Genomic DNA, 21,014 nt, shown 5'->3' on the forward strand with positions numbered 1-21,014 from the left:
TTCTAATTATTTTCTGCACAGGAAGATTCCGGCATCTTTTGTGATATAAAATCCATCTGCCACGCGGGCAGAAACAAATTCCCGGAACTCTTTGTACTGGTTCAAAAGCAGCTGGTTCTGATTTCCGTGACAGGAAAGAATATAGGAAATCAGCGGTTCTGCTTCCGCTATTTCAATCGCATCCTCGTATCTTCGCATCTGAATTTCCGAAAAATACGGTGCTAACAGGTTTTCTCCGTTTTCAAGCCCGAACCGCTCATACAGCACCTCCGCTGACAAAACGATTTCTTTATGGAACTGCTGCACCAGATCGGTAATTTCCCGCATATGCTGCTTTCCGTAGGTACTGCATAGAAACCGTCCCCCATTTTTTAAGACCCTCCGACATTCTGCAAGCACCTGTGGGATATCTTCACAGTAAAACAGCACATGATCCGCGATCACAAGATCAAACATTTCCTCCTCGTAAGGAATTTTTTCGCAGTCAAATTTTTTATAGGAAAAACGGCTGTCCTCTCCCAGTGCACGCCGGGCATCCTTTAGCATTCCTTCTGATTTGTCCGAGAGAACGACCCATAGATCCGCAGGCAGCTGTTCTCTGTTTTCAGTCCATAATGCTCCATTTCCACAGCCGAGCTCCAGAATCCGCATCCCCGGCTGCAGATTACACTGCTGCATAATCCACGGAAACCACCCCTGCGGATTGACGGAATACTCCCTGTGCAGGCGAATCCGGGCGGAAATATTTGCCGCATTCTGGTACTGGTTTTTCAGGCTTCGTTCTACTGCCGTCAAATGGATCAGATCCAGCATACTGTTCCAGTCAATCGCCTGTTCCGTCTGGATGGCTTCTATGGTGCGGTCAATTGCCTCATCCATCGCCTGCATTTCGTCCATTTTCTGCCGCAGCAGCTTCTTCTGTATCCGCATGGATTCAAGAAGATACTGCTGATCTGCCGAGGCAAGTGTCATCTCCCGGATATCTTCCAGCGAAAATCCCAGATATTTTAATAAAAGGATCTGCTGGAGTTTTGCCAGATCTGCATCCGTATACAGCCGCGCTCCTGCGGCAGTCCGTGCACTTGGTTTTAAAATATTCTGTTTATCATAATACCGAATCGCGCGAAGTGTCACATGTGCTTTTTTTGCAAATTGTCCGGATGTGTAATACGCATCCTTTTTCATCTACAGTTCTTTCACCTCATCCCGCATTTCTTCTGTCATATTCTGTACATAGGTCGTCTGGGAAGAAATTTCTTCCGTGTTTGCGGCAATCGTTGACACTTTCTGCGTCATGGTATTCATGCTTTCTACCAGATCTTTGATCGAATCCATGCTCTGTGTAATCTTTGGAAGAATTGCCTCGGCTTTCTGGTCGTTCTGTGTCAGAAGATCCTTCGTGGAATCAGACAGTGTACGGATTTCCTCCGCTACCACTGCAAAGCCTCTTCCGTTCTCACCGGCACGCGCCGCCTCAATGGAGGCATTGAGCGAAAGCAGATTTGTCTGTCCTGCAATGGCAGAAATATCTTCATTGCTCTTTTTATATACACTGATGAAATCCGACATAATGCGGATGGATTCATTCAGTTCATCGCACAGGCGGGAAATATCCTGAATATACTGTGCCAGATTGGTTGCTTCATTTGCAGACTCCTCATTTGCCGTATTCAATTCTGCAATGTTATCACTCAGGGTAATAAACCGGTCTGTGATATCTGTAATCTTCTGCTGGCGGATTTCCTGTTCCGTCCGCTCCTGATCGCGAAGTTCTGCAATCTTTTTTGTCTCTTCCTCTGCCATGCCCCGCACATAGTGCACACAGTTTTCTTTTACGTTGACTCCATTGTGGATGGCACGTACCATGTTGGTGCAGCTTGAATATCCACAGGATTCGCAGTCCCTGTGCTGTTCCTCATAGGTATCTTTTTTCATTTCTGCAAACAGGCGGTTCTTCTCCTGTTCGGACGGTTCCTCAATATGTACTGCGCGATTGGTGTAGCTGCGCATAAAATCGTTGATGTCCAGCTTTCCAAAAGCGTCCATGAAGTTTTTCAGACGTTCCTCCGGTGTCAGTGTATCTGCCCACGGACTCCTGCTTTTGCTCTTCCTGCCAAAGTGTGCCTTCTCCTGTTTTGCACTGGTTTTGCTGTTCCGCAGTTTTGCGATTGTCAGCATGACATCATCGGTTCCCCGTTTCGGATCTGTGGCAGTTCCGTAGAGACAGCCCTTCGCGCAATTTAAGATATCTACCATAAACGGAAGTTCTTTATTCTGCTGAATGCGTTTTGTATAGGAACGCAGATATTCATATGCCTCATGCTCGCCTTCTACCTGACGCACTACCTGCTCTTTTCCAAGAAAATGTTCTACATTCTCCCTCAATCCACCAGGCATCGGATACAAAGACCCCAGTCCATATTCCAGTTCATCGGTATATGGTTCACATCCTTCATAATCGTTTCCGATATACTTCATCATCTTTTCAAAAGTTACATTATAAGAAACATATCCGCCGCAATTTGGATCGGTAATCTCTAATTTTTTGGCAATACACGGACTGATAAAAGCGATTTCATCTGTGACCTGCATGTATTTTTTCATATAAATAGCAGTACACATCATCGGACTGTGTACCGGCATCAGACGCGGAATCAGCTCCGGTATATATTTTTCCACATAGGTGACTACTGCCGGACACGGCTGGGAAATGCCCCCGAAAAATTTGTGTTCCGTAATGTATTTGAGATATCCCCAGGTTGTGATATCCGCACCGAACGATACACTGCAGATATGGTTGACTCCCTTACTCTTTAAATATCCCAGCACACGCTGGTATTCTTTGGGATAATTTGCCAGAAATGCCGGTGCCAGTATCACGGAAATTTTCTTTCCCGATGCAAGGTCTTCAAAGAAGCGGTCCGTATCATCATAATAGTCTCTCGCTTCATGTGGGCAGACATCAAAGCATTCCCCACATGCAATACATTTGTCCGGGTCTACCGTTACATAACCTTCCTGCGTTGCAATATTTGCCGTAAGTACAGGACAGCCCCGCACGCATTTGTTGCATCCGGTGCATAAATCATTTGTGTAAATCAGTTCCATAAACGCACTCCTTATTATGATTTTTGTATAAACCCCACCCCTATATGCTTATAATTTTATTACTTTTTACCATATTTGTCCAGTGTAACCTTGCTTTTTCCGTTATTTTTATCAAAACACAAATGGTTGTCTATGATTTTTTGCAGACTGGATTTATATTTTTTTCCCATTTTGGATATATACACACCGATAGATCGCACTATACTAGGATACAAAGAACTATTTTCACCAATTCGGAGGTTTTCCATGAAAAAAGCAGCTGTTATCCATGATCTGTCCGGTTTCGGAAAGTGTTCGCTCACGGCAGCGATTCCGGTATTATCCGCGCTGGGCGTGCAGTGTTGTCCGGTTGCAACAGCCGTACTGACCGGCCAGACCGGTTATCCCTGTTATCACTGTACCGATCTGACCGCTATGTTACCGGACTATATCGATGCCTGGGGGAAAAATAACGCACATTTTGATGCCATCTACAGCGGATTTCTGACCGGGGCGAAACAGATTTCGCAGGTGCTTGATTTCATCCGCTATTTTCGGGAAGAACATACGCTTCTTCTGGTTGACCCTGTTATGGGGGATGACGGAAATGCTTATCCGTTTTTTACTCCGGGGCTGTTAAATGGAATGAAAGAACTGACGCTTGAAGCAGACGTGATCACACCGAATCTGACGGAAGCCTGTCTGCTGGCAGACATCCCGGAAGATGCCTTACTTCATTGCAGGACAAACACGGATCTGCTAAAACTGGCAGAAGATGTGGCCCAGCGTCTGCAAAAAAAGGTACCACACCCCCAGGATGTCGTGATCACCGGTGTCAAATGCCGTGGCGAGAAACATCCCGTCATTTATAATATTGCTGCCACTGCAAATGGAATTTACCGGCACGAATCGCCGTTTTTTGACCGGAGTTTTTCCGGAACCGGGGATCTGTTTGCCTCTGTATTGTGTGGCTGCCGCACAAAGGGCATGTGCACGGAAGATGCGATTCTGCTTGCAGGGAAATTCTTATCCCACAGTATCGGGGATACCATGAAAGAAAATACACCGGGACGCGATGGCGTTAATTTCGAGAAATTTCTTATTGACCTGATTGCAGATTCAAACGTGTAAAAAACGGTAAACCCGGAAACGAATTTCGCAATTGACTAATCCATACGATAGAAAGAAGGAATTGTTATGGCAAAAATTTTATATGTGTATAATGATCAGGTATATGCAAATATCACAAATAAATGTGACTGCAACTGTACGTTCTGTATCCGTAAACAGTTTGATGGTGTGGGTGATGCGGATACCCTCTGGCACAAAGCAGAGCCTTCTTTAAGTGAGATTATTGCCGCAATTGATGCCTTTGATTTCACCGGCTACAAAGAATTTGTTTTCTGTGGCTATGGGGAACCGACCTGTGCACTGGAGAATCTGATCGCCAGTGCCAGATATGTCAAAGAAAAAACAGGTCTCCCGATCCGTGTCAATTCCAATGGTCTGGGAAACCTATATTATAAACGTGACATTGTACCACAGCTGGCAGAAGTGGTAGATAGTATCTCCATCAGCTTAAATGAGGCAACTGCAGAAAAGTATGAAAAAGTAACCCGCCCATCCTTCCCCCATGCTTATGAAGCAATGCTTGATTTTGCAGAGGAATGTGGAAAACTCATCCCACACACGCAGCTGTCGATCGTGGATATTCTTCCGGAAGAAGACATTAAGGCGTGTCAGCGCATCGCCGACAGCCGCGGTGTCCATCTGAAAGTACGTCCGTGGGAGCACAGTGCATAAAGAAGTTACCGTTCTCATGCTTACCTGTGAGCACCAGCGGCATTACAGTCCCAGCACATCCAGAAGGATCTGTTCATCTTTCTTTTGTTTCTGTGGATGCTGTAATTCCGCATCTGCCAGGCGGGTACGGATATTCTGCATCCGCTGGTCCAGATCTGCACTGATCTGTGCACATTCGCTCAGTTCCTGTGCCAGACGCTCGGTTTCATCTGCCGGAACATTCTTTTTGTACCGCACTTTGTGCTCCAGACTCGCCCAGAAATCCATGGCAATGGTGCGAAGCTGTACTTCAACTTTCATTTCCCGTTTCTCATTCTGTAAAAAAATCGGTACTGCAACGATCAGATGCAGGCTACGGTATCCGTTTTCCTTCGGATGCTTGATATAATCTTTCTGTTCGATCAGACGGATATCATCCTGCTGAAGCAGGCAGTCCGCCAGCAGATAGATATCTTCCGGGAAAGAGCACACAACCCGGATTCCTGCTATATCATTGATGTTCTGTTCAATCGCCGAAAGCGTCAACGGAATATTTTTCCGGCGCACTTTGCGCACGATTCCGTCCAGCGATTTCACACGTGTCTTGATGGACTCGATCGGATTACGGTCATATTCCAGCGAAAATTGTTCGTTTAACACTTTAAACTTCGTTTCTACTTCCATGATTGCGCACTTGTAATATGCCATCATTGTATCCAGCGGTTTTGTATTTTCCTGCACAAAATCCAAAAATTCATCAGACATCAGACGGTTACGGACAAGGTTTTCCGCTGCCTGCTGCAGCTGCGCATTTACTACTTTACTTAATTCGTTCATATCTATTTCCTCTTTTTCTCCTGTAATTTTCTATATAAATAATTGTGAAATTCTTAGTTCCGGCGGACTCCCGTGTGGTGGCTCCGGCTGCGGCCTCTCCGATACGCACGAATTAGACAGAATCTTAAAATTTGCGAAAGTGATTGCGTGGCTCTAATTTTGTGTCCGGGCAATGTTTCGACAGCGGCGCGGTTTGTGTCCGTCTGCCAAGGATGCGCTCAGAATTTCTAGTCTGCCTAAGCGGAGCACTTCAAAAATTTTATGGCGCCCGCTCCCGGTTATGTCTCCCTACGGACTTTTTTGAATGACCTTAAATAAATGTGGTCGCAAACACGACCCGCGGGCACAGTATTTTGAAGCACTCCGCTAAGGCAGACACGAAATCCTTCGGACGCGTCCTTGGCAGACGGACACAAACCGCGCCGCTGTCGAAACTTGAACGAACACAAATCATCAAAGGAGTCACGCAGTCACTTTCTGCAAATTCTTGATTCTGGATATTGAGTGCGTATCGGAGAGGCCGCAGCCGGAGCCACCACACGGGAGTCCGCCGGAGCACAAACTTTCCCAATTGTTTTAAATAAAAAGAACTTCACGGAAATAAATTTCCATGAAGCTCTCCGCACATGGACTTTCCTTTCTGGTTTCCACATGCCTTTATTATAATGGATTCATCCGCAAAACGGAATAAATAAAGTCTGAACTTTTTCCGAATTTTATCTTAATCCTTGAACAGATCGGTAGAATAATAACGGTCTCCGCTGTCCGGAAGAAGCGCTACAACTGTCTTACCCTTAAACTCCGGTCTCTTTGCTACTTCGATGGCAGCCTTTAATGCTGCTCCGGAAGAAATACCTACCAGCACGCCTTCCTCTTTTGCAATATATTTGGAATACTCGAAAGAGTCTTCATTGGAAACCGGGATTACTTCGTCGTAAATCTTGGTATCGAGTGTGTTTGGAATAAATCCGGCTCCGATACCCTGGATCTTATGTGGACCTGCCTTTCCGGTAGACAATACTGCAGATGTCTCAGGCTCTACGGCAACGATCTTTACATCCGCGTTCTGGGATTTTAAATACTCACCAACACCTGTGATGGTTCCGCCTGTACCGACACCGGCTACAAATGCATCGACTTTTCCATCCGTATCTTCCCAGATCTCCGGTCCGGTTGTCTTCTTGTGTGCTGCCGGGTTTGCAGGGTTCTCAAACTGCTCCGGAATGAAGCTGTCTGCGATCTCTTTGTGAAGTTCCTCTGCCTTTGCGATGGCTCCCTTCATACCCTTGCTTCCATCGGAAAGAACAAGTTCTGCACCATATGCCTTGATGATGTTACGACGCTCAATACTCATGGTCTCCGGAAGAACGATGATCAGGCGGTATCCCTTTGCTGCTGCGATTGCCGCAAGACCGATACCTGTATTTCCGGATGTCGGCTCGATAATGGTGGAGCCCGGTTTTAATTTTCCGTCCTTCTCTGCCTGCTCAATCATCTCTTTTGCAATACGGTCCTTAACAGATCCTGCCGGGTTAAAGTACTCCAGCTTTGCAAGAAGTCTTGCCTCAAGGCCAAACTTCTTCTCGATGTGTTTAAACTCTACCAGTGGTGTGTGTCCGATCAGTTCCAATGTTCCTTCATAAATATTTGCCATTTTATTATCCTCCAATTTACTCTCTCTGATTTAATCCCTTATTTTCATACTTCTTTAGTAGGAATTATCTGTTGTTATGAATATACACCCTTTCCCAAACGCTGTCAACTACTTTTTACGATATTATTTTATACCCCTAAAAAAATACACGACACTCCTTATATTTTACTCCGCTTTGCCACAATTAAGACTCCAAAATTTTAACAGAGCCAGAAACTGCACAAAATTCGTAACGTATCCTATAAGAAGCATCGTGTATTTTTATCTATATGTGTATGAAAAGCCCTCCGACTTTATTACTCGTCATCCTCATCGTCATCATCGTCCGCATCCTCACCGAGCAAAGCCTCTTTTAAAGTTCTCCAGCCAAGGACTGCACACTTCACACGCGCCGGCATATGGGCGATATCGCGGAGTGCCGATGCCTCCTCAAGAGAATCAATCTCCTCCTCGCTGGCATCGCCTTTGATCATTTTCATAAAGATTTTCCCCATCTGCAGGGCCTCTTCTTTTTTCTTTCCGACAATCATGCCAAGCATGATATCTGCGGAAGCCTGGGAAATCGCGCATCCGTCCCCGACAAATGCACCATCGGTAATCGTGTCGCCATCCGTCTTTAATTTCAGGAAAATATCATCCCCACAGCTCGGGTTGACACCCTCAAGCACAATATCCGCATCCGGCAGATCATGTTTAAACTCCGGGCGCACGTTGTGCTCCGTTAAGATTTCATTATAAAAACTTCTATTTTCCATATCCCATTCGCTCCCTTATACTTGCGATGCTTGCTACAAATTGATCGGCTTCTTCTTCGGTATTGTAAAACATAAAGCTTGCCCGTGTGGCGGAACTGATACCCAGATAATTCAAAAGCGGCTGCGCACAATGATGTCCGGCACGCACACAGATGCCATCGGCAATTAAAATCTCGCTCACATCGTGTGGATGCACGTCATCAATGGTAAATGTAAGAATTCCGGTGTGTTCTTCGGCCCGGTCAGATCCAAGTACATGCACATGTGGAAGTTCTTTCAATCCGTCAAACGCACGCTTTGTCACGGCAAGTTCCCGCTCCTGCATCACGTCAAAGCCAACAGACTGTGCGTATTTTATGGCAGCATGCAGTGCTATGGCACCGGCAGCATTTACGGTTCCCGCCTCGAACTTATGCGGAAGTTCTGCGTATTTTGCGCTCTCGCGGGTCACGGATTCGATCATCTCTCCACCGGAAAGAAACGGCGGCATTTTCTTTAACAGTTTTTTCTTTCCATATAACACACCAATTCCCATCGGTCCGAAAATTTTATGTCCGGAAAATGCAAAGAAGTCTGCATCCAGCTCCTGCACATTGACCGGCATATGCGGGGTGCTCTGTGCCCCATCCACCACGATAATGGCATTTTTTTCATGTGCCATGGCTGCGATCTCTTTGATTGGATTGATCCGCCCAAGGACATTGGAAACCTGTGTGATTGCGACGATCTTCGTCTTTTCTGTAATCTGTTCCCGCACCTGATCCAGATCGAGAGATCCATCCGGGCGGCACTCGATAAACCGCAGTTTTGCTCCTGTCTGTCGGGCGACCATCTGCCATGGCAGAAGATTGCTGTGGTGCTCCATGATGGAGACAAGAATTTCGTCCCCTTCTTTTACATTGGTTAAACCATAACTGTACGCTACAAGGTTCATACTCTCGGTCGTGTTTCTTGTAAAAATAATTTCCCGCGCGGATTTGGCTCCGATAAAATCACGCACGCCTTTTCTGGCATTTTCATACAGTTCGGTTGCTTCCACACTCAGCGGATAATTTCCACGCAGCGGATTTGCATTGTGTTTCAGGTAAAAATCGCGTTCTGCATCAATGACACACTGTGGACGCTGGGAAGTTGCCGCATTGTCGATATAGATCCATTCCCTGCCATCGACTGTATTTTCCCCGATTTCTGACAGCAGTGGAAAGTCCTTGCGATAATCGGTCATGCTACACCTCCCCGAGTTCTTCGTCAATCATTCTGGCAAAGCTGTCGTCTTTGATGATTCCTTTCAGGCGGTCAATGTTTGCTCTTGCCATAATATTTTCCGCGTGCTCTTTGTCGATTCCGCGGCTGGCAAAATAAAACATGGTATCCTCATCAAGTTCCCCAATCGTTGCACCGTGATTACCAACGACATTTTCCTCGGAGCATAAGATCACCGGAACGGTTTTATTCTCCACATCATCGCCAAGCATCAGTACATTTTCCAGCTCGTTTCCGACAGAATCGGAAGAGCCGGTCTTAAAATCAATCGTTCCACGGAAGATCTTCTTTGCACCGTCGCGCAGGGCACCGCCCACGTTGATCTCACTCTCTGTATGCTTTCCAAAGTGGTTGACCACTTCATTCATGTCGATGATATGTGTGTGCTGCCCGATATAGCCGATATCGCTCCTAAAGCTGCTCGCATCGCCGTTTAAGTTGATGGTCGTATCGGAATAGATATCTCCTTTTCCGAGATAAATCTGTACCAGCTCGATACGGGCATTTTTTGCACATTCTCCCTCAATCTGATTGTACACAAGAGAATTTTCTGCTGTGTGCTGCAGCTGCACCAGACGCACCCGTGCATGTTCTTCCACCGAAAGGCTTGTCCTTACGGCAAGTTTTTCCTCTGTCTGATAATCCATAAACACGGTCACCTGCTTACCTGCCGGTGCTATGATATGGATCTTTTTGCTGCTGTATCTTCCCTCTCCGGTAATGGAAAAGCGTACCTCTTCGGTGCTTCCCGCTGTCACGGTTTCCTCCGGAAGTTCTGTTGTATGTTCTTTGTCCCACGGAAGCTTGGTCTCGTTGACATGTAACCAATACCAGGTCTTCGATGGAAGTTTATTGATTGTCATTTCTGTCATTGTTCTCCTCCTAACCTATGCTTCCCTTCATCTCCAGCCGGATCAGGTTGTTCATCTCAACCGCGTACTCGACCGGAAGTTCCTTGGATACGTTGTCTGCAAATCCACTGACTAAAAGTGCCCGGGCATCTTCTTCCGTCATGCCTCGTGACATCAGGTAAAAGACGGCATCGTCGCTGATGCTTCCGATTTTTGCCTCATGCCCCACAGCGGCATCTTTCGTGCGGATATCCATTGCCGGAATCGTGTCGGAACGGGACTCGGAATCCAACATCAGGGACTGACAGGATACGGCGGATTTTGATCCTTTCGCATTCTTTGCCACGACCACGCTGCTTCGGAAGGTACTGATTCCACCGTCTTTGCTGATGGAACGGGTATTCATATAGGAGCTGGTGTTTGGTGCGGCATGTACGACTTTTGCACCGGTATCCAGATTCTGTCCATGTCCGGCAAATGTCACACCGGTAAATTCCATTTTGGCACCCTCACCCTTTAATACGCTCATCGGGTACAGACAGCCCACATGGGAACCAAACGATCCGGAAACCCACTCAATCGTTCCGCCTTCCTCGACGGAAGCACGCTTGGTATTTAAGTTGTACATATTCTTGGACCAGTTTTCGATCGTGGAATAACGAAGCTTTGCATTTTTCTTGACGAACAGCTCTACACAGCCCGCATGCAGGTTGGCTACGTTATATTTCGGAGCCGAACATCCCTCGATGAAATGAAGGCTCGCGCCCTCGTCCACGATGATCAGTGTATGCTCAAACTGACCGGCTCCTTTGGCATTCAACCGGAAATAAGACTGCAGCGGAATGGACACGTGCACGCCCTTTGGCACATAGACGAACGAACCACCGGACCATACGGCTCCGTGCAGTGCTGCAAACTTATGGTCATGCGGGGTGACAAGTTTCATGAAATACTTGTGTACCATGTCCGCATATTCTCCTTTTAAGGCGCTTTCCATATCGGTGTAGACAACGCCCTGTGCGGCAACCTCGTCTTTGACATTGTGATATACCAGCTCGGAATCGTACTGGGCACCGACACCGGCTAAGGATTTCCGCTCGGCCTGCGGGATTCCCAGACGCTCAAATGTCTCTTTGATGTCTTCCGGCACATCCTTCCAGGATGCCTGCATTTTGGAATGTGGACGGACATAGGTGGCAATGTGATCCATGTCTAGTCCCTCAATTGACGGTCCCCAGTCCGGAACCGGCATCTCATTGTAAATCTGTAAGGACTCCAGGCGGAACTGCTGCATCCATGCCGGATCGCCCTTTTCTTTGGAAAGCTGCTCCACGATCTGTGGGGTCAGACCTTCTTTCATTCTGTATGCATCTTTTTCCTCATCGCGGATATCATAGATGCTGCGGTCGATATCTTCTACCTGACTCTTTTCTCTCATTTCGCACGCACCTTTCTTACTGTTCAAATTCCTCAAAACCGTTTTCGTTGATCTCATCTACTAAGGAAGCGTCTCCGTTTTTCACGACTTTTCCTTCGTCCATGACATGAGTTACATCCACATGCAATGACTCTAAAATTCGTGTGCTGTGGGTGATAATCAAAAGACTTCCCTTGCATTTTTCTTTATAAAGCTGGATTCCTTTGGATACGGTACGGACAGCATCCACATCCAGTCCGGAGTCGGTCTCGTCAAGAATTGCAAGCTTTGGCTCTAACATAAGCATCTGCAAAATCTCTGCTTTTTTCTTCTCACCACCGGAAAAGCCGACATTTAAATCACGCTCTGCATAGGACTCGTCCATGGAAAGAAGTTTCATGGTCTCGGTCAGTTTTTTCTTGAAATCCCACAGACGGACACGCTTTCCGGTCTTCTGCTCGAGTGCATTACGGATAAATGCGCTCAATGTCACCCCCGGAACTTCCAGCGGATTCTGGAAGGAGAGGAAGATTCCTTTTTTCGCACGCTCATTCACCGGCATCTCTGTGATGTCCTCTCCGTCAAAAAAGATCTGTCCGGATGTGATGGCATATTTCGGATGCCCGGTGATGGCATAGCCCAGGGTGGATTTTCCGGTTCCGTTCGGTCCCATCAGAACATGCACTTCGTCTTTTCCGACTTCTAAATTTACTCCGTGTAATATTTCTTTATCTTCAACGTTTACGTGCAGATCTTTGATCTCTAATAAGTTTTTTTCAGACATTTGTATTTCCTCCATATAAAACATGTTGTTTAACTTTCACAGGAATGCGTCTTCTGTGAAATCATATCCTCAAGGGTATGCTTCTCAAGGTAATCATTGATCACAGCTTCTAGTCCCTGCCAGAACGGAAGTGTGGTACACTCTGCGGTGCTCTCGCACTTTTTTCCACCTTCACACAGGCACGCGACCGGAGCTAAATTTCCTTCGATCAGTTGAAGGATCTCAATTACTTTATATTCCAACGGTTGTTTGATCAGACGGTAACCGCCACCCTTTCCGCTGGCACTCTCAAGCATCTTCCCTTTTGTCAGTATGGTCATAATACTTTCAAGATATTTCAGGGAAATGCCCTGCCTTGTGGCAATTTCTTTGACCGGAATGAATTCCCCGGAATTGTGCTGCGCAAGATCGACCATCACACGCAGTGCATATCTGCTTTTTGCGGATATCATCATATCGTTTTACCACCTCGTTTCATGAAATACGACCGCAGCGTATTCCGTGAGTTCTACGGTGTGATTATAAGCCTACTCCCCTACTATGTAAATAGGGAAATGTGGAAAATCATGTTTTTCTTCCAGTACAAATTGCTGTTTAACTGCGTGGTCTGGGATCTTTTGTTTTTCAGAGGGACGGATTTGCGGTGGATTGTTCTAAATATAAGTTTTTTCGATGCGACGGAAGAAGGGGGACATTCTCTTTCTCCAGAAAAATTTACAAGTCAGCGCCGATGTTGATTTCAGGTTAATTTGACAAAGGTTTTACTTTTATGCTATTAACGTTACATGATGGAACTACGGCGCAGTTGTAAATTTGTTCTTCCGAAAGAAATGTCCCCCTTCTTCCTGTAGATAGGAAAACTATAAGTAAAAGAATGATGTCCGCAAATCCTGTCTGTGGAACAAACATAAAGGCACCAGAACCTGCAGTTAAAGGGACGCCTCAAAAGCAGCTACGAATGCCATGAACTGGAATAAGCATAAAAATACCCTGTTAAATCACTTGATGATAAGGCCGGGTATCTATAGATGAAAAATTAAAGGTTTAGGTGACGGTTTTCCGAAATTTTAAGGCTTGAAATCAGGAAATGTCACCTATATAGTAAAAATTGTTTCTCCAGATACCAGTTTTTTAGAAAAAGCGGTACCTGGAGAAGCAATTTTTGATCTATAGAGACTTTCCGGTATCTGAATGTTAAATTTTCAATATATAGGTACCGCAATGGTATCTTTTACATGAATTTTATTGGTATAGATACCACGATGGCATCTTTTACTGAATTTTATTGATATAGGTATCACGATGATCTTTCCTATGAATTTTGATTATATAGAAATCTTCCTTTATTTATAATTTGATAATATCCATTCATATAAATACTTCAATAGAACTATTGTTTCACAAAATACCATCAATGAAATTTCCATCTATAATTTCTGGTGCGCAAAAAACGGTATTTTCTATAAAATGAAAAAAGACCCACGAATCTCTCATGAGTCTTTCTCCATTTTAGTTTTTTTGCAAAATTTATTTATTTTTTACAGTGACTTTGCACTTATTTGTGATACCGTTAGATTTTACAGTAATGGTAACTTTTCCTGCTTTCTTTGCCTTGATCACACCCTTGGAAGATACGGCTGCGATCTTAGTATTCGAAGATTTGTAAGTTACTTTTCCAATGCTTCCCTTTACGCTCAACTTCGCAGTCTTACCTTTTTTCAGGGTTACTGTCTTTTTGTTTAAGGTTGGATTTTTAACGGTAATTTTTACCTGTCCACTTACACCGTTGTTAGTTGCGGTGATGATAACAGAGCCTTTCTTTACAGCGGTAACTTTACCGTTGGCATCTACTTTGGCTACCTTCGGGTTGCTGCTGGTGTAGGTTGTAATTCCGCTTCCGGATACGACATTTGCAAGGATATTGGTCTTACCCTTTACGTACAGTGTGGTATTTTCGCTGACAACTGCAACTTTTGTGTCACGCTTGATATAGCTGATGGAAGAACCGTCCGGAGTCTCAAAGGTAAGGATGGTTGCCTCACCTTTCTTTGTGATGGCATACTTGCTGGCCTTTGTAAGTTTCTCACTGTCGGTTGAGATGTATACACCACTGCTTACATCTTCTTTTCCATCATTGTCATATGCATAAAATGTAAATGGACTCTCGGTATATGTTCCGGTTCCATTCGGATCGAAATACGTCACTCCGGTTCCGTCCGCTTTCAGTTCACAATACATTTTTGCGTTTTTATACTGCGGATTGCTGGCATATGCGGACATATCTGCATCCCAGACACCTGCTAAAACGCTCTGCTGTGCTGCGGTATCTGCATTCTTCATTTCTGCAAGATTTTCGGTACAGAATAAAGCGATGCAGTTTTGGATCATCTGCTCGTTTTTCTCTGTCAGTGCACTCTTTAAGATACCGGAGCCTACCCAGTTTGCATATTTTCCGGTGTTGAGTTTTAACAGTTCTGTCAGATCGCTGCCGTAACGGAATTCAATGTGATAGGTTGTTGCCGGAGTATCCGGGCAGAGGAATACATACTTAAACTCATCCTCGTTTTTGTCTGTGCTCTGGAATACATAACCTTCCATCACACCGCTGAGTGCATCTTTTTTCAAAAACTTATACGTATGGGAAACTTTTTTGCTGTCGCTTGTGGTAAATTCTACTTTGCCACCGTCCTGGAAAGAAACTTCCTTTACATCATTGATAAATCCACAGTAAAATGCATTTGGATCTGCTTTGTCACCGTAGGTCGTAGAACCCACGGAAGCCTTCAGCGTCTTTACGGCTTCTGCTACAGCACTTCCTCCGACAACGGCTGCTGCGTCATCGTTCCAATACTTATTGTATTTTACATCAAATAATGCATCCTTGAACAACTGGATGTAATCGCCTTTTACTGCGGTAAATAATTTATCCGCCTTGGAGCTGTCGGACTCCTCTGTCGGGATCGTTGGTACACTTGTGTTGGTGCCTGCCGCCATAACCGGTGCTGCAGATGTTCCTGCTACCGTAATGGACAATAACAGTGCGAGTAATGCTTTGCGCATCTTTTTCATAATTCTTCTCCTTTCAAAGTTCCGCAGTTAGTCTATTGTAACTGCTGTTAGTCTGTTTATTCTATGATAGTCTTTTCCCTATGTTATGTCAAGAAGGCAAAACAAAAATGGATATCATGTAAAAAAGGAGAGATACAAAATCATGATCTCTCCAAGAATTTTTATTTGGTTTCAATTGTTCCACCGCACAGCACATGATCGTCCTGATAAAAGACAGCAGCCTGGCCAGGCGTCATGGCACGCTGCGGTTCATCAAACTGTGCCAGCAGTGTTCCGTCCGGCTGCGGATACAGCGTACACGGTGCACCTGCATGCGAGTAGCGGATTTTACCGATAGCCTTGACCGGCCCGGTCAACTTTTCTTCTGCCATATAATTGATATTATCCACATGACAGTCACGAGAAAACAGGCTTTCGGACTTGCAAAGCACGACTTCGTTTGTCTGTGGGCGAAGTTCCTTGACAAAAATAGGCGTGGATGAAGAAATACCAAGACCCTTGCGCTGCCCGATCGTGTAATGAATCAGCCCGCGGTGCTGTCCCATAATGTTTCCTTCTTCATCGACAAAATTACCCGGTTTGCTTTCTTTTCCGGTCTCCTGTGTAATAAAAGAGGCATAATCATGATCCGGTACAAAACAGATATCCTGACTATCATGCTTTGTGGCAACCGGAAGTCCGATCTCCTCTGCAATCTGGCGGATATGTGGCTTATCGTAATCGCCCACCGGCATAAGTGTATGGGAAAGCTGCTCCTGCGTCAGATTGTAAAGTGCATAGGTCTGATCCTTTGCCGCTGTGACGGAATTACGGATCGTGTAACGCCCGTTTGGAAGCTGCATGATACGCGCATAGTGCCCGGTGGCAATGTAATCTGCACCGATCTCTAACGAACGGTGCAGCAGGGATTCCCACTTGACGTAGCGGTTGCAGGCAATGCACGGATTGGGCGTGCGTGCCTTTTCGTATTCGGATACAAAATAATCAATGACATATTTATGGAAATCTTCCTTGAAGTTCATCACATAATACGGAATTTCCAGACGCTCTGCCACACGGCGGGCATCATCTACCGCGGAAAGTCCGCAGCAGCCGCCCTCCTGTGACTGCACAAAGACATCTTCATCCTGCCAGATCTGCATGGTGACACCGATCACATCGTATCCCTGTTCCTTTAAAAGATAGGCTGCCACGGAGGAATCCACACCTCCGGACATGCCTACAACTACTTTTTCTTTCATTTAATACTCCTCTTCCGGAGCCTCTTCCTTCTCACTGATATCGTTGACCGGACGCTCTAATCCCTCGATCTTGATATTGTGTTTCTCTGCATAATCCCATAAAGCAGCATGAATTGCTTCCTCTGCCAGCAGGGAGCAATGCACCTTCACTGGTGGAAGTCCGTCGAGTGCTTCCATAACGGCCTTGTTGGTTACCTGCAGTGCTTCCTGGATCGTCTTGCCCTTTACAAGCTCGGTTGCCATACTGCTGGTTGCCACTGCTGCACCGCAGCCGAAAGTTTTAAATTTTGCCTCCTGGATGATGCCATTGTCATCAATATCCAGGTACATACGCATGATGTCTCCGCACTTTGCATTTCCAACAGTGCCAACACCACTTGGGTTCTCAATCTCTCCTACGTTTCTTGGGTTATTAAAATGGTCCATTACCTTTTCGCTGTACATTTTGTTTCTCTCCTTCTGCAAAATATTCTATCCGTTTTTCCGCACAAAATCCTCATACAGAGGAGACATGCTGCGCAGACGTTCGATAATTGCCTTCAATTTATCTACCGTATAATCAATATCTTCCATGGTTGTCTTCTCGGAAAGTGTCAGACGAAGACTTCCATGTGCAATCTCGTGTGGCAGTCCGATTGCTAAAAGCACGTGTGACGGATCTAATGATCCGGATGTGCAGGCGCTTCCGCTGCTGCCACAAATGCCCGCCTGATCGAGAAGGATCAGCATGGATTCTCCCTCGATAAACCGGAAACAGAAGTTGGCATTATTTGGAAGACGGTCGGTACGGTCTCCGTTTAAGCGGGTGTACGGGATCTCTGCAAGCACACGCTCGATCAGATGATCACGCAGTTTTACTTCATACTCCGTGTTCTTTTCCATATTGGCAACTGCAAGTTCCGCTGCTTTTCCAATTCCAACGATACCCGGAACATTGTGTGTGCCGGCACGGCGCTGACGTTCCTGTGCTCCGCCGTGAATGAAAGAACGGATCTTTACGCCTTTGCGGATATACATGACTCCGATTCCCTTTGGTCCGTTGATCTTGTGACCGCTGGCACTGAGCATGTCAATATTCATCTCGTCCACGTTGATCGGCACATGTGCAAATGCCTGTACCGCATCGGTATGGAACAGTACCCCGTGTTTCTTTGCAATCGCACCGATTTCCTTCAGTGGCTCGATGGTTCCGATCTCGTTGTTTGCTGCCATGACAGAGATGAGAATTGTATCCGGACGGATGGCTGCCTCAAGCTCGTCCAGCTTAATCTTACCATTTTCATCCACACCGACATAAGTCACTTCAAATCCGTGCAGTTCCAGCCACTGTGCTGTGTGCAGGATCGCATGGTGCTCGATCGCGGATGTGATAATGTGCTTTCCCTTGCTGCTGTATGCCTCTGCGGTTGCTTTGAGTGCCCAGTTATCGGACTCGCTTCCGCCTCCGGTGAAATAAATTTCCTCGGTCTTTGCCCCGATCACATCTGCGATCTGCTTTCTTGCTTTTGCAACCGCACGCTCCGACTCTCCTGCAAAGCTGTAAATAGCTGCCGGATTACCGTAATGCTCCGTAAAATACGGGAGCATCGCATCAAGAACTTCCGGATATACCTGTGTGGTAGCCGCATTGTCCAGATAGATTAATTTACTCATACTCTTCCTACTTTCTTTTCTTTTTTAATAAGGAGCACATCGCATGAGATATCTCTTCGAGATACCTCATATCACATAATCCCCATTTTTTTCTCTCTGCCAGTCAACCAGATCCTGCAATGTGATATGATCCACAACACTGCAGATGGCATCATTGATCTTTTTCCAGAGAATCAGGGTAACACATTCTTCCCGTTTCTCACAGTCAACATCGTCTCCCTCGTCGAGGCATGCAACCGGTGCCAGCGATCCCTCGGTCAGGCGGAGAATCATTCCAACCGTATACTCCTCCGGTGCTTTACGCAGCAGATATCCCCCCTGCGCTCCTCGCACACTACGCACATAACCGGCACGGTTTAAAACAGAAATGATCTGCTCCAGATATTTGTCAGAAATCTCCTGCCGTCTCGCAACATCTTTTAAACTGATCGGCGCTCCTGTGTTGTTCAATGCCAGATCCAGCATCAGTCTCATGGCATATCTGCCTTTTGTTGAAATTTTCATGATAATATATCTCTTCTTTCTTAAAAATGTACAGAGTTTAAAACTTAGTATTCCTACTAAGTTACTATACATTGATAAGATAGATTTGTCAATCTATTATCAATCGATATTTTTCCTGCTTTCTTTGCGCATTTGTTTCTGGCGGTACATATTCTGATCGGCAAGTGACAAATACTCATCTATAGTCTCTTCTCCCCCCGCAAACGTCAGCTCTACACCGATACTGATCATAATGTTTTCCTTGGTCAGCCGGCTCTGCACACGATCCGTGTACTGTTGTGCCTTTTCGGAAGTCGCATATGGGAAAAATCCGATGAACTCATCGCCTCCGTATCTGCATACATATCCCTGCTGTGGGCATTCCTCCTCCAGAACCTGCGCAATTCTTATCAGTACCTGATCTCCAAATTCATGTCCATATGTGTCATTCACAGATTTAAAATCATCCGCATCCACAAAGACAAGCGCACATGCTATTCCCTTTTCCTGATACTTTGCAAATGCCGGACGGATAATGTCCGTATACGCAATCCGGTTACAGATACCGGTCAGCGGATCCCTGTTGTACAGCATCTGGAGTTTGTTTGCTGCATTCTCCAGCTGTTTTTGCTTAAACTGCGTTTCCAGTGTCTTTACAATCGTGCTGTGAATGTCATAATAATATGGATTATCATACAGAAAGCGTCCGTTTTTCATTACCAGATAGCCAACCGACTGTTCCCGGAAATGAATCGGGGTAAACAGATAGGCATTCTGACTTCCTGTTTCTTCCAGATGGCGGTTCAGTTCCCCGACACTGGCAAATGCCATTCTCTTATGGTTCTCAAATCCATCTGCCACCACAAGATTCTTTTCATCATAGCCTTCCACCGGAAAATCCGTATCCTCATCGGCCGCAAACAGCTTGCGATCCACCACAAAATATACCCCGTCACATCTCAGTTTCTGGAAATAGTCAACAATATATTCAAAAATTTCCCGGAAACCATTGCACCTTGCCATCTGCGCTTCCAATTCCACGAGAAGGGAATCATCTTCATCTTTTTTGACCGTTGCAACAATCTTTTCCCTTAAATATTCGCGGTAGTTTACCATGCCGTTATTCGGACAGCCACAGCTTTCTCCGTAAATACAGGTAACCGGAATATAGTTGCGTTCTTCCACCGGTTTTCCTTCCCAGATACGGAGCAGTACATCCACACAAAGCTTTCCGATCTCCTCCCGGTCCTGAAATACAGTCGTAATCTGCGGACGGAAATAGGCTGCCTTATCCAGATTATCAAAGCCCGTCACCAGAAAATCGTCCGGTACGCGGTACCCCCACTGTTCTGCCTCTGCACAGATTCCTGCCGCAATATTGTCATTTGCACAGACAAACACATCCGGAAGTTTCGAGCCGCTATGGACATACTCCCGCATATAGTTCACGCCGGTCTCATAGTCGTAATCCCCACATAAAATCGGATTGTCATCCAATGTCATTCCATATTTTTTCAGGCATTCGCAGTACGCAGCAACACGTTCAAAATTTCCGAAAGCATCTTCCGGGCCTCCGGCAAAAACAAATCTGCGGCATCCATGCACTTCGTATAAATGTGTCATAAGTTCACGGATCGGACGCCGGTTATCTGCGCCTACATAATAAAATCCGCTGATATACCAGTCCAGGGAAAGAACCGGAACCCCGCAATTCTGCAGGCGTTCTACAATCTTTTCTTTTTGCCAGACATCCACAATATTGCTTCCATCCAGTATAATTCCATCAAACGCTGACAGATCCGGCAGATTATAAATATTATATTCGCCCGTATTATGCAATGCATCTTTGCTCCAATTGCCATAACAATTGTACTGATACAAAGCAATATCCTCATCCAGTTCCCGAATTCTCCGAATGATTCCATCTACCCAGGCATACGTGATCATCCGGCGCCAGCCGTCTGATATCAATGCTATTTTTTTCAATTGTCCTCCCCCATATACCAATTCATGCCGATATGTTTAATTTATCACAAAAAACCAAAGGCTTCAATGCTGTTCTATACAAAAAACATGTATCCTTTGTGATTTTTCACTTTTTATGATATGATAGGAGTCTAGACTTTAGAAAAGAGGAT

General features: G+C 45.6%; 18 protein-coding genes. 2 read left to right on the forward strand and 16 right to left on the reverse strand.

The genetic code is table 11. The features are described from left to right. Window positions 1-6: 6 nt before the first annotated feature. Both M72_RS03195 and M72_RS03200 read right to left on the reverse strand, forming a co-directional pair. Window positions 7-1,185 (reverse strand): MerR family transcriptional regulator, encoded by a 1,179-nt coding sequence (locus tag M72_RS03195; RefSeq protein WP_055067153.1) that lies wholly within the window; start codon window positions 1,183-1,185, stop codon window positions 7-9. Continuing rightward, window positions 1,186-3,108, reverse strand: coding sequence for a [Fe-Fe] hydrogenase large subunit C-terminal domain-containing protein (locus tag M72_RS03200; protein WP_055067154.1), 1,923 nt, complete (start codon window positions 3,106-3,108; stop codon window positions 1,186-1,188). A 246-nt stretch (window positions 3,109-3,354) separates the two neighbouring features. Between M72_RS03200 and M72_RS03205 the strand changes: the two genes are divergently transcribed. Together M72_RS03205 and M72_RS03210 are read left to right on the forward strand one after the other, a co-directional pair. Further along, window positions 3,355-4,218: a pyridoxamine kinase gene (locus tag M72_RS03205; RefSeq protein ID WP_055067155.1), complete on the forward strand. Its 864-nt coding sequence runs from the start codon at window positions 3,355-3,357 to the stop codon at window positions 4,216-4,218. 66 nt (window positions 4,219-4,284) lie between these two features. Next, a complete protein-coding gene (locus M72_RS03210; RefSeq protein WP_055067156.1) occupies window positions 4,285-4,890 on the forward strand; it encodes a TIGR04100 family radical SAM protein in 606 nt (201 codons plus the stop codon). A 42-nt stretch (window positions 4,891-4,932) separates the two neighbouring features. Here M72_RS03210 and M72_RS03215 read toward each other — a convergent pair whose 3' ends face one another. From M72_RS03215 to M72_RS03280, 14 genes are all read right to left on the reverse strand, one after another. Then, entirely contained in the window at window positions 4,933-5,706 is a 774-nt protein-coding gene (locus tag M72_RS03215; protein WP_055067157.1) for a GTP pyrophosphokinase, read from the reverse strand. 721 nt (window positions 5,707-6,427) lie between these two features. Further along, window positions 6,428-7,360, reverse strand: coding sequence for a cysteine synthase A (cysK, locus tag M72_RS03220; protein ID WP_055067158.1), 933 nt, complete (start codon window positions 7,358-7,360; stop codon window positions 6,428-6,430). A gap of 296 nt (window positions 7,361-7,656) precedes the next feature. Then, the gene (gene sufU / locus M72_RS03225; RefSeq protein ID WP_022046936.1) at window positions 7,657-8,115 is read right to left on the reverse strand and encodes a Fe-S cluster assembly sulfur transfer protein SufU; all 459 of its coding nucleotides are present in this window, start codon (window positions 8,113-8,115) and stop codon (window positions 7,657-7,659) included. Beyond that, window positions 8,105-9,340 carry an aminotransferase class V-fold PLP-dependent enzyme gene (locus M72_RS03230; protein WP_022046935.1) on the reverse strand — a complete coding sequence of 412 codons (1,236 nt, stop codon included), beginning with the start codon at window positions 9,338-9,340 and terminating at the stop codon, window positions 8,105-8,107. The genes sufU and M72_RS03230 overlap by 11 nt, the downstream gene beginning before the upstream one ends. A 1-nt stretch (window position 9,341) precedes the next feature. Next, entirely contained in the window at window positions 9,342-10,250 is a 909-nt protein-coding gene (locus M72_RS03235; RefSeq protein ID WP_022046934.1) for a SufB/SufD family protein, read from the reverse strand. Window positions 10,251-10,260: 10 nt separating this feature from the next. Continuing rightward, a complete protein-coding gene (sufB, locus tag M72_RS03240; protein ID WP_055067159.1) occupies window positions 10,261-11,667 on the reverse strand; it encodes a Fe-S cluster assembly protein SufB in 1,407 nt (468 codons plus the stop codon). Window positions 11,668-11,683: 16 nt separating this feature from the next. After that, window positions 11,684-12,430 carry a Fe-S cluster assembly ATPase SufC gene (gene sufC / locus M72_RS03245; RefSeq protein ID WP_055067160.1) on the reverse strand — a complete coding sequence of 249 codons (747 nt, stop codon included), beginning with the start codon at window positions 12,428-12,430 and terminating at the stop codon, window positions 11,684-11,686. Window positions 12,431-12,459: 29 nt separating this feature from the next. Next, window positions 12,460-12,885 (reverse strand): RrF2 family transcriptional regulator, encoded by a 426-nt coding sequence (locus M72_RS03250; protein WP_055067161.1) that lies wholly within the window; start codon window positions 12,883-12,885, stop codon window positions 12,460-12,462. Between the two features lie 1,072 nt (window positions 12,886-13,957). Continuing rightward, the gene (locus M72_RS03255) at window positions 13,958-15,499 is read right to left on the reverse strand and encodes an Ig-like domain-containing protein (protein ID WP_055067162.1); all 1,542 of its coding nucleotides are present in this window, start codon (window positions 15,497-15,499) and stop codon (window positions 13,958-13,960) included. A gap of 161 nt (window positions 15,500-15,660) precedes the next feature. Continuing rightward, window positions 15,661-16,740 carry a tRNA 2-thiouridine(34) synthase MnmA gene (mnmA, locus tag M72_RS03260; RefSeq protein WP_055067163.1) on the reverse strand — a complete coding sequence of 360 codons (1,080 nt, stop codon included), beginning with the start codon at window positions 16,738-16,740 and terminating at the stop codon, window positions 15,661-15,663. Further along, window positions 16,741-17,184, reverse strand: a complete 444-nt coding sequence (nifU, locus tag M72_RS03265) for a Fe-S cluster assembly scaffold protein NifU (RefSeq protein WP_022044805.1) — start codon at window positions 17,182-17,184, stop codon at window positions 16,741-16,743. A gap of 27 nt (window positions 17,185-17,211) precedes the next feature. Next, window positions 17,212-18,393, reverse strand: coding sequence for a cysteine desulfurase NifS (gene nifS / locus M72_RS03270; protein ID WP_055067164.1), 1,182 nt, complete (start codon window positions 18,391-18,393; stop codon window positions 17,212-17,214). Window positions 18,394-18,459: 66 nt separating this feature from the next. Then, a complete protein-coding gene (locus tag M72_RS03275) occupies window positions 18,460-18,897 on the reverse strand; it encodes an RrF2 family transcriptional regulator (protein ID WP_055067165.1) in 438 nt (145 codons plus the stop codon). Window positions 18,898-18,996: 99 nt separating this feature from the next. Next, a complete protein-coding gene (locus M72_RS03280) occupies window positions 18,997-20,862 on the reverse strand; it encodes a diguanylate cyclase (protein ID WP_055067166.1) in 1,866 nt (621 codons plus the stop codon). Window positions 20,863-21,014 lie beyond the last annotated feature (152 nt).

The sequence above is a fragment of the Roseburia faecis genome (assembly GCF_001406815.1).
In the GTDB taxonomy this organism is placed as follows: domain Bacteria; phylum Bacillota; class Clostridia; order Lachnospirales; family Lachnospiraceae; genus Roseburia; species Roseburia faecis.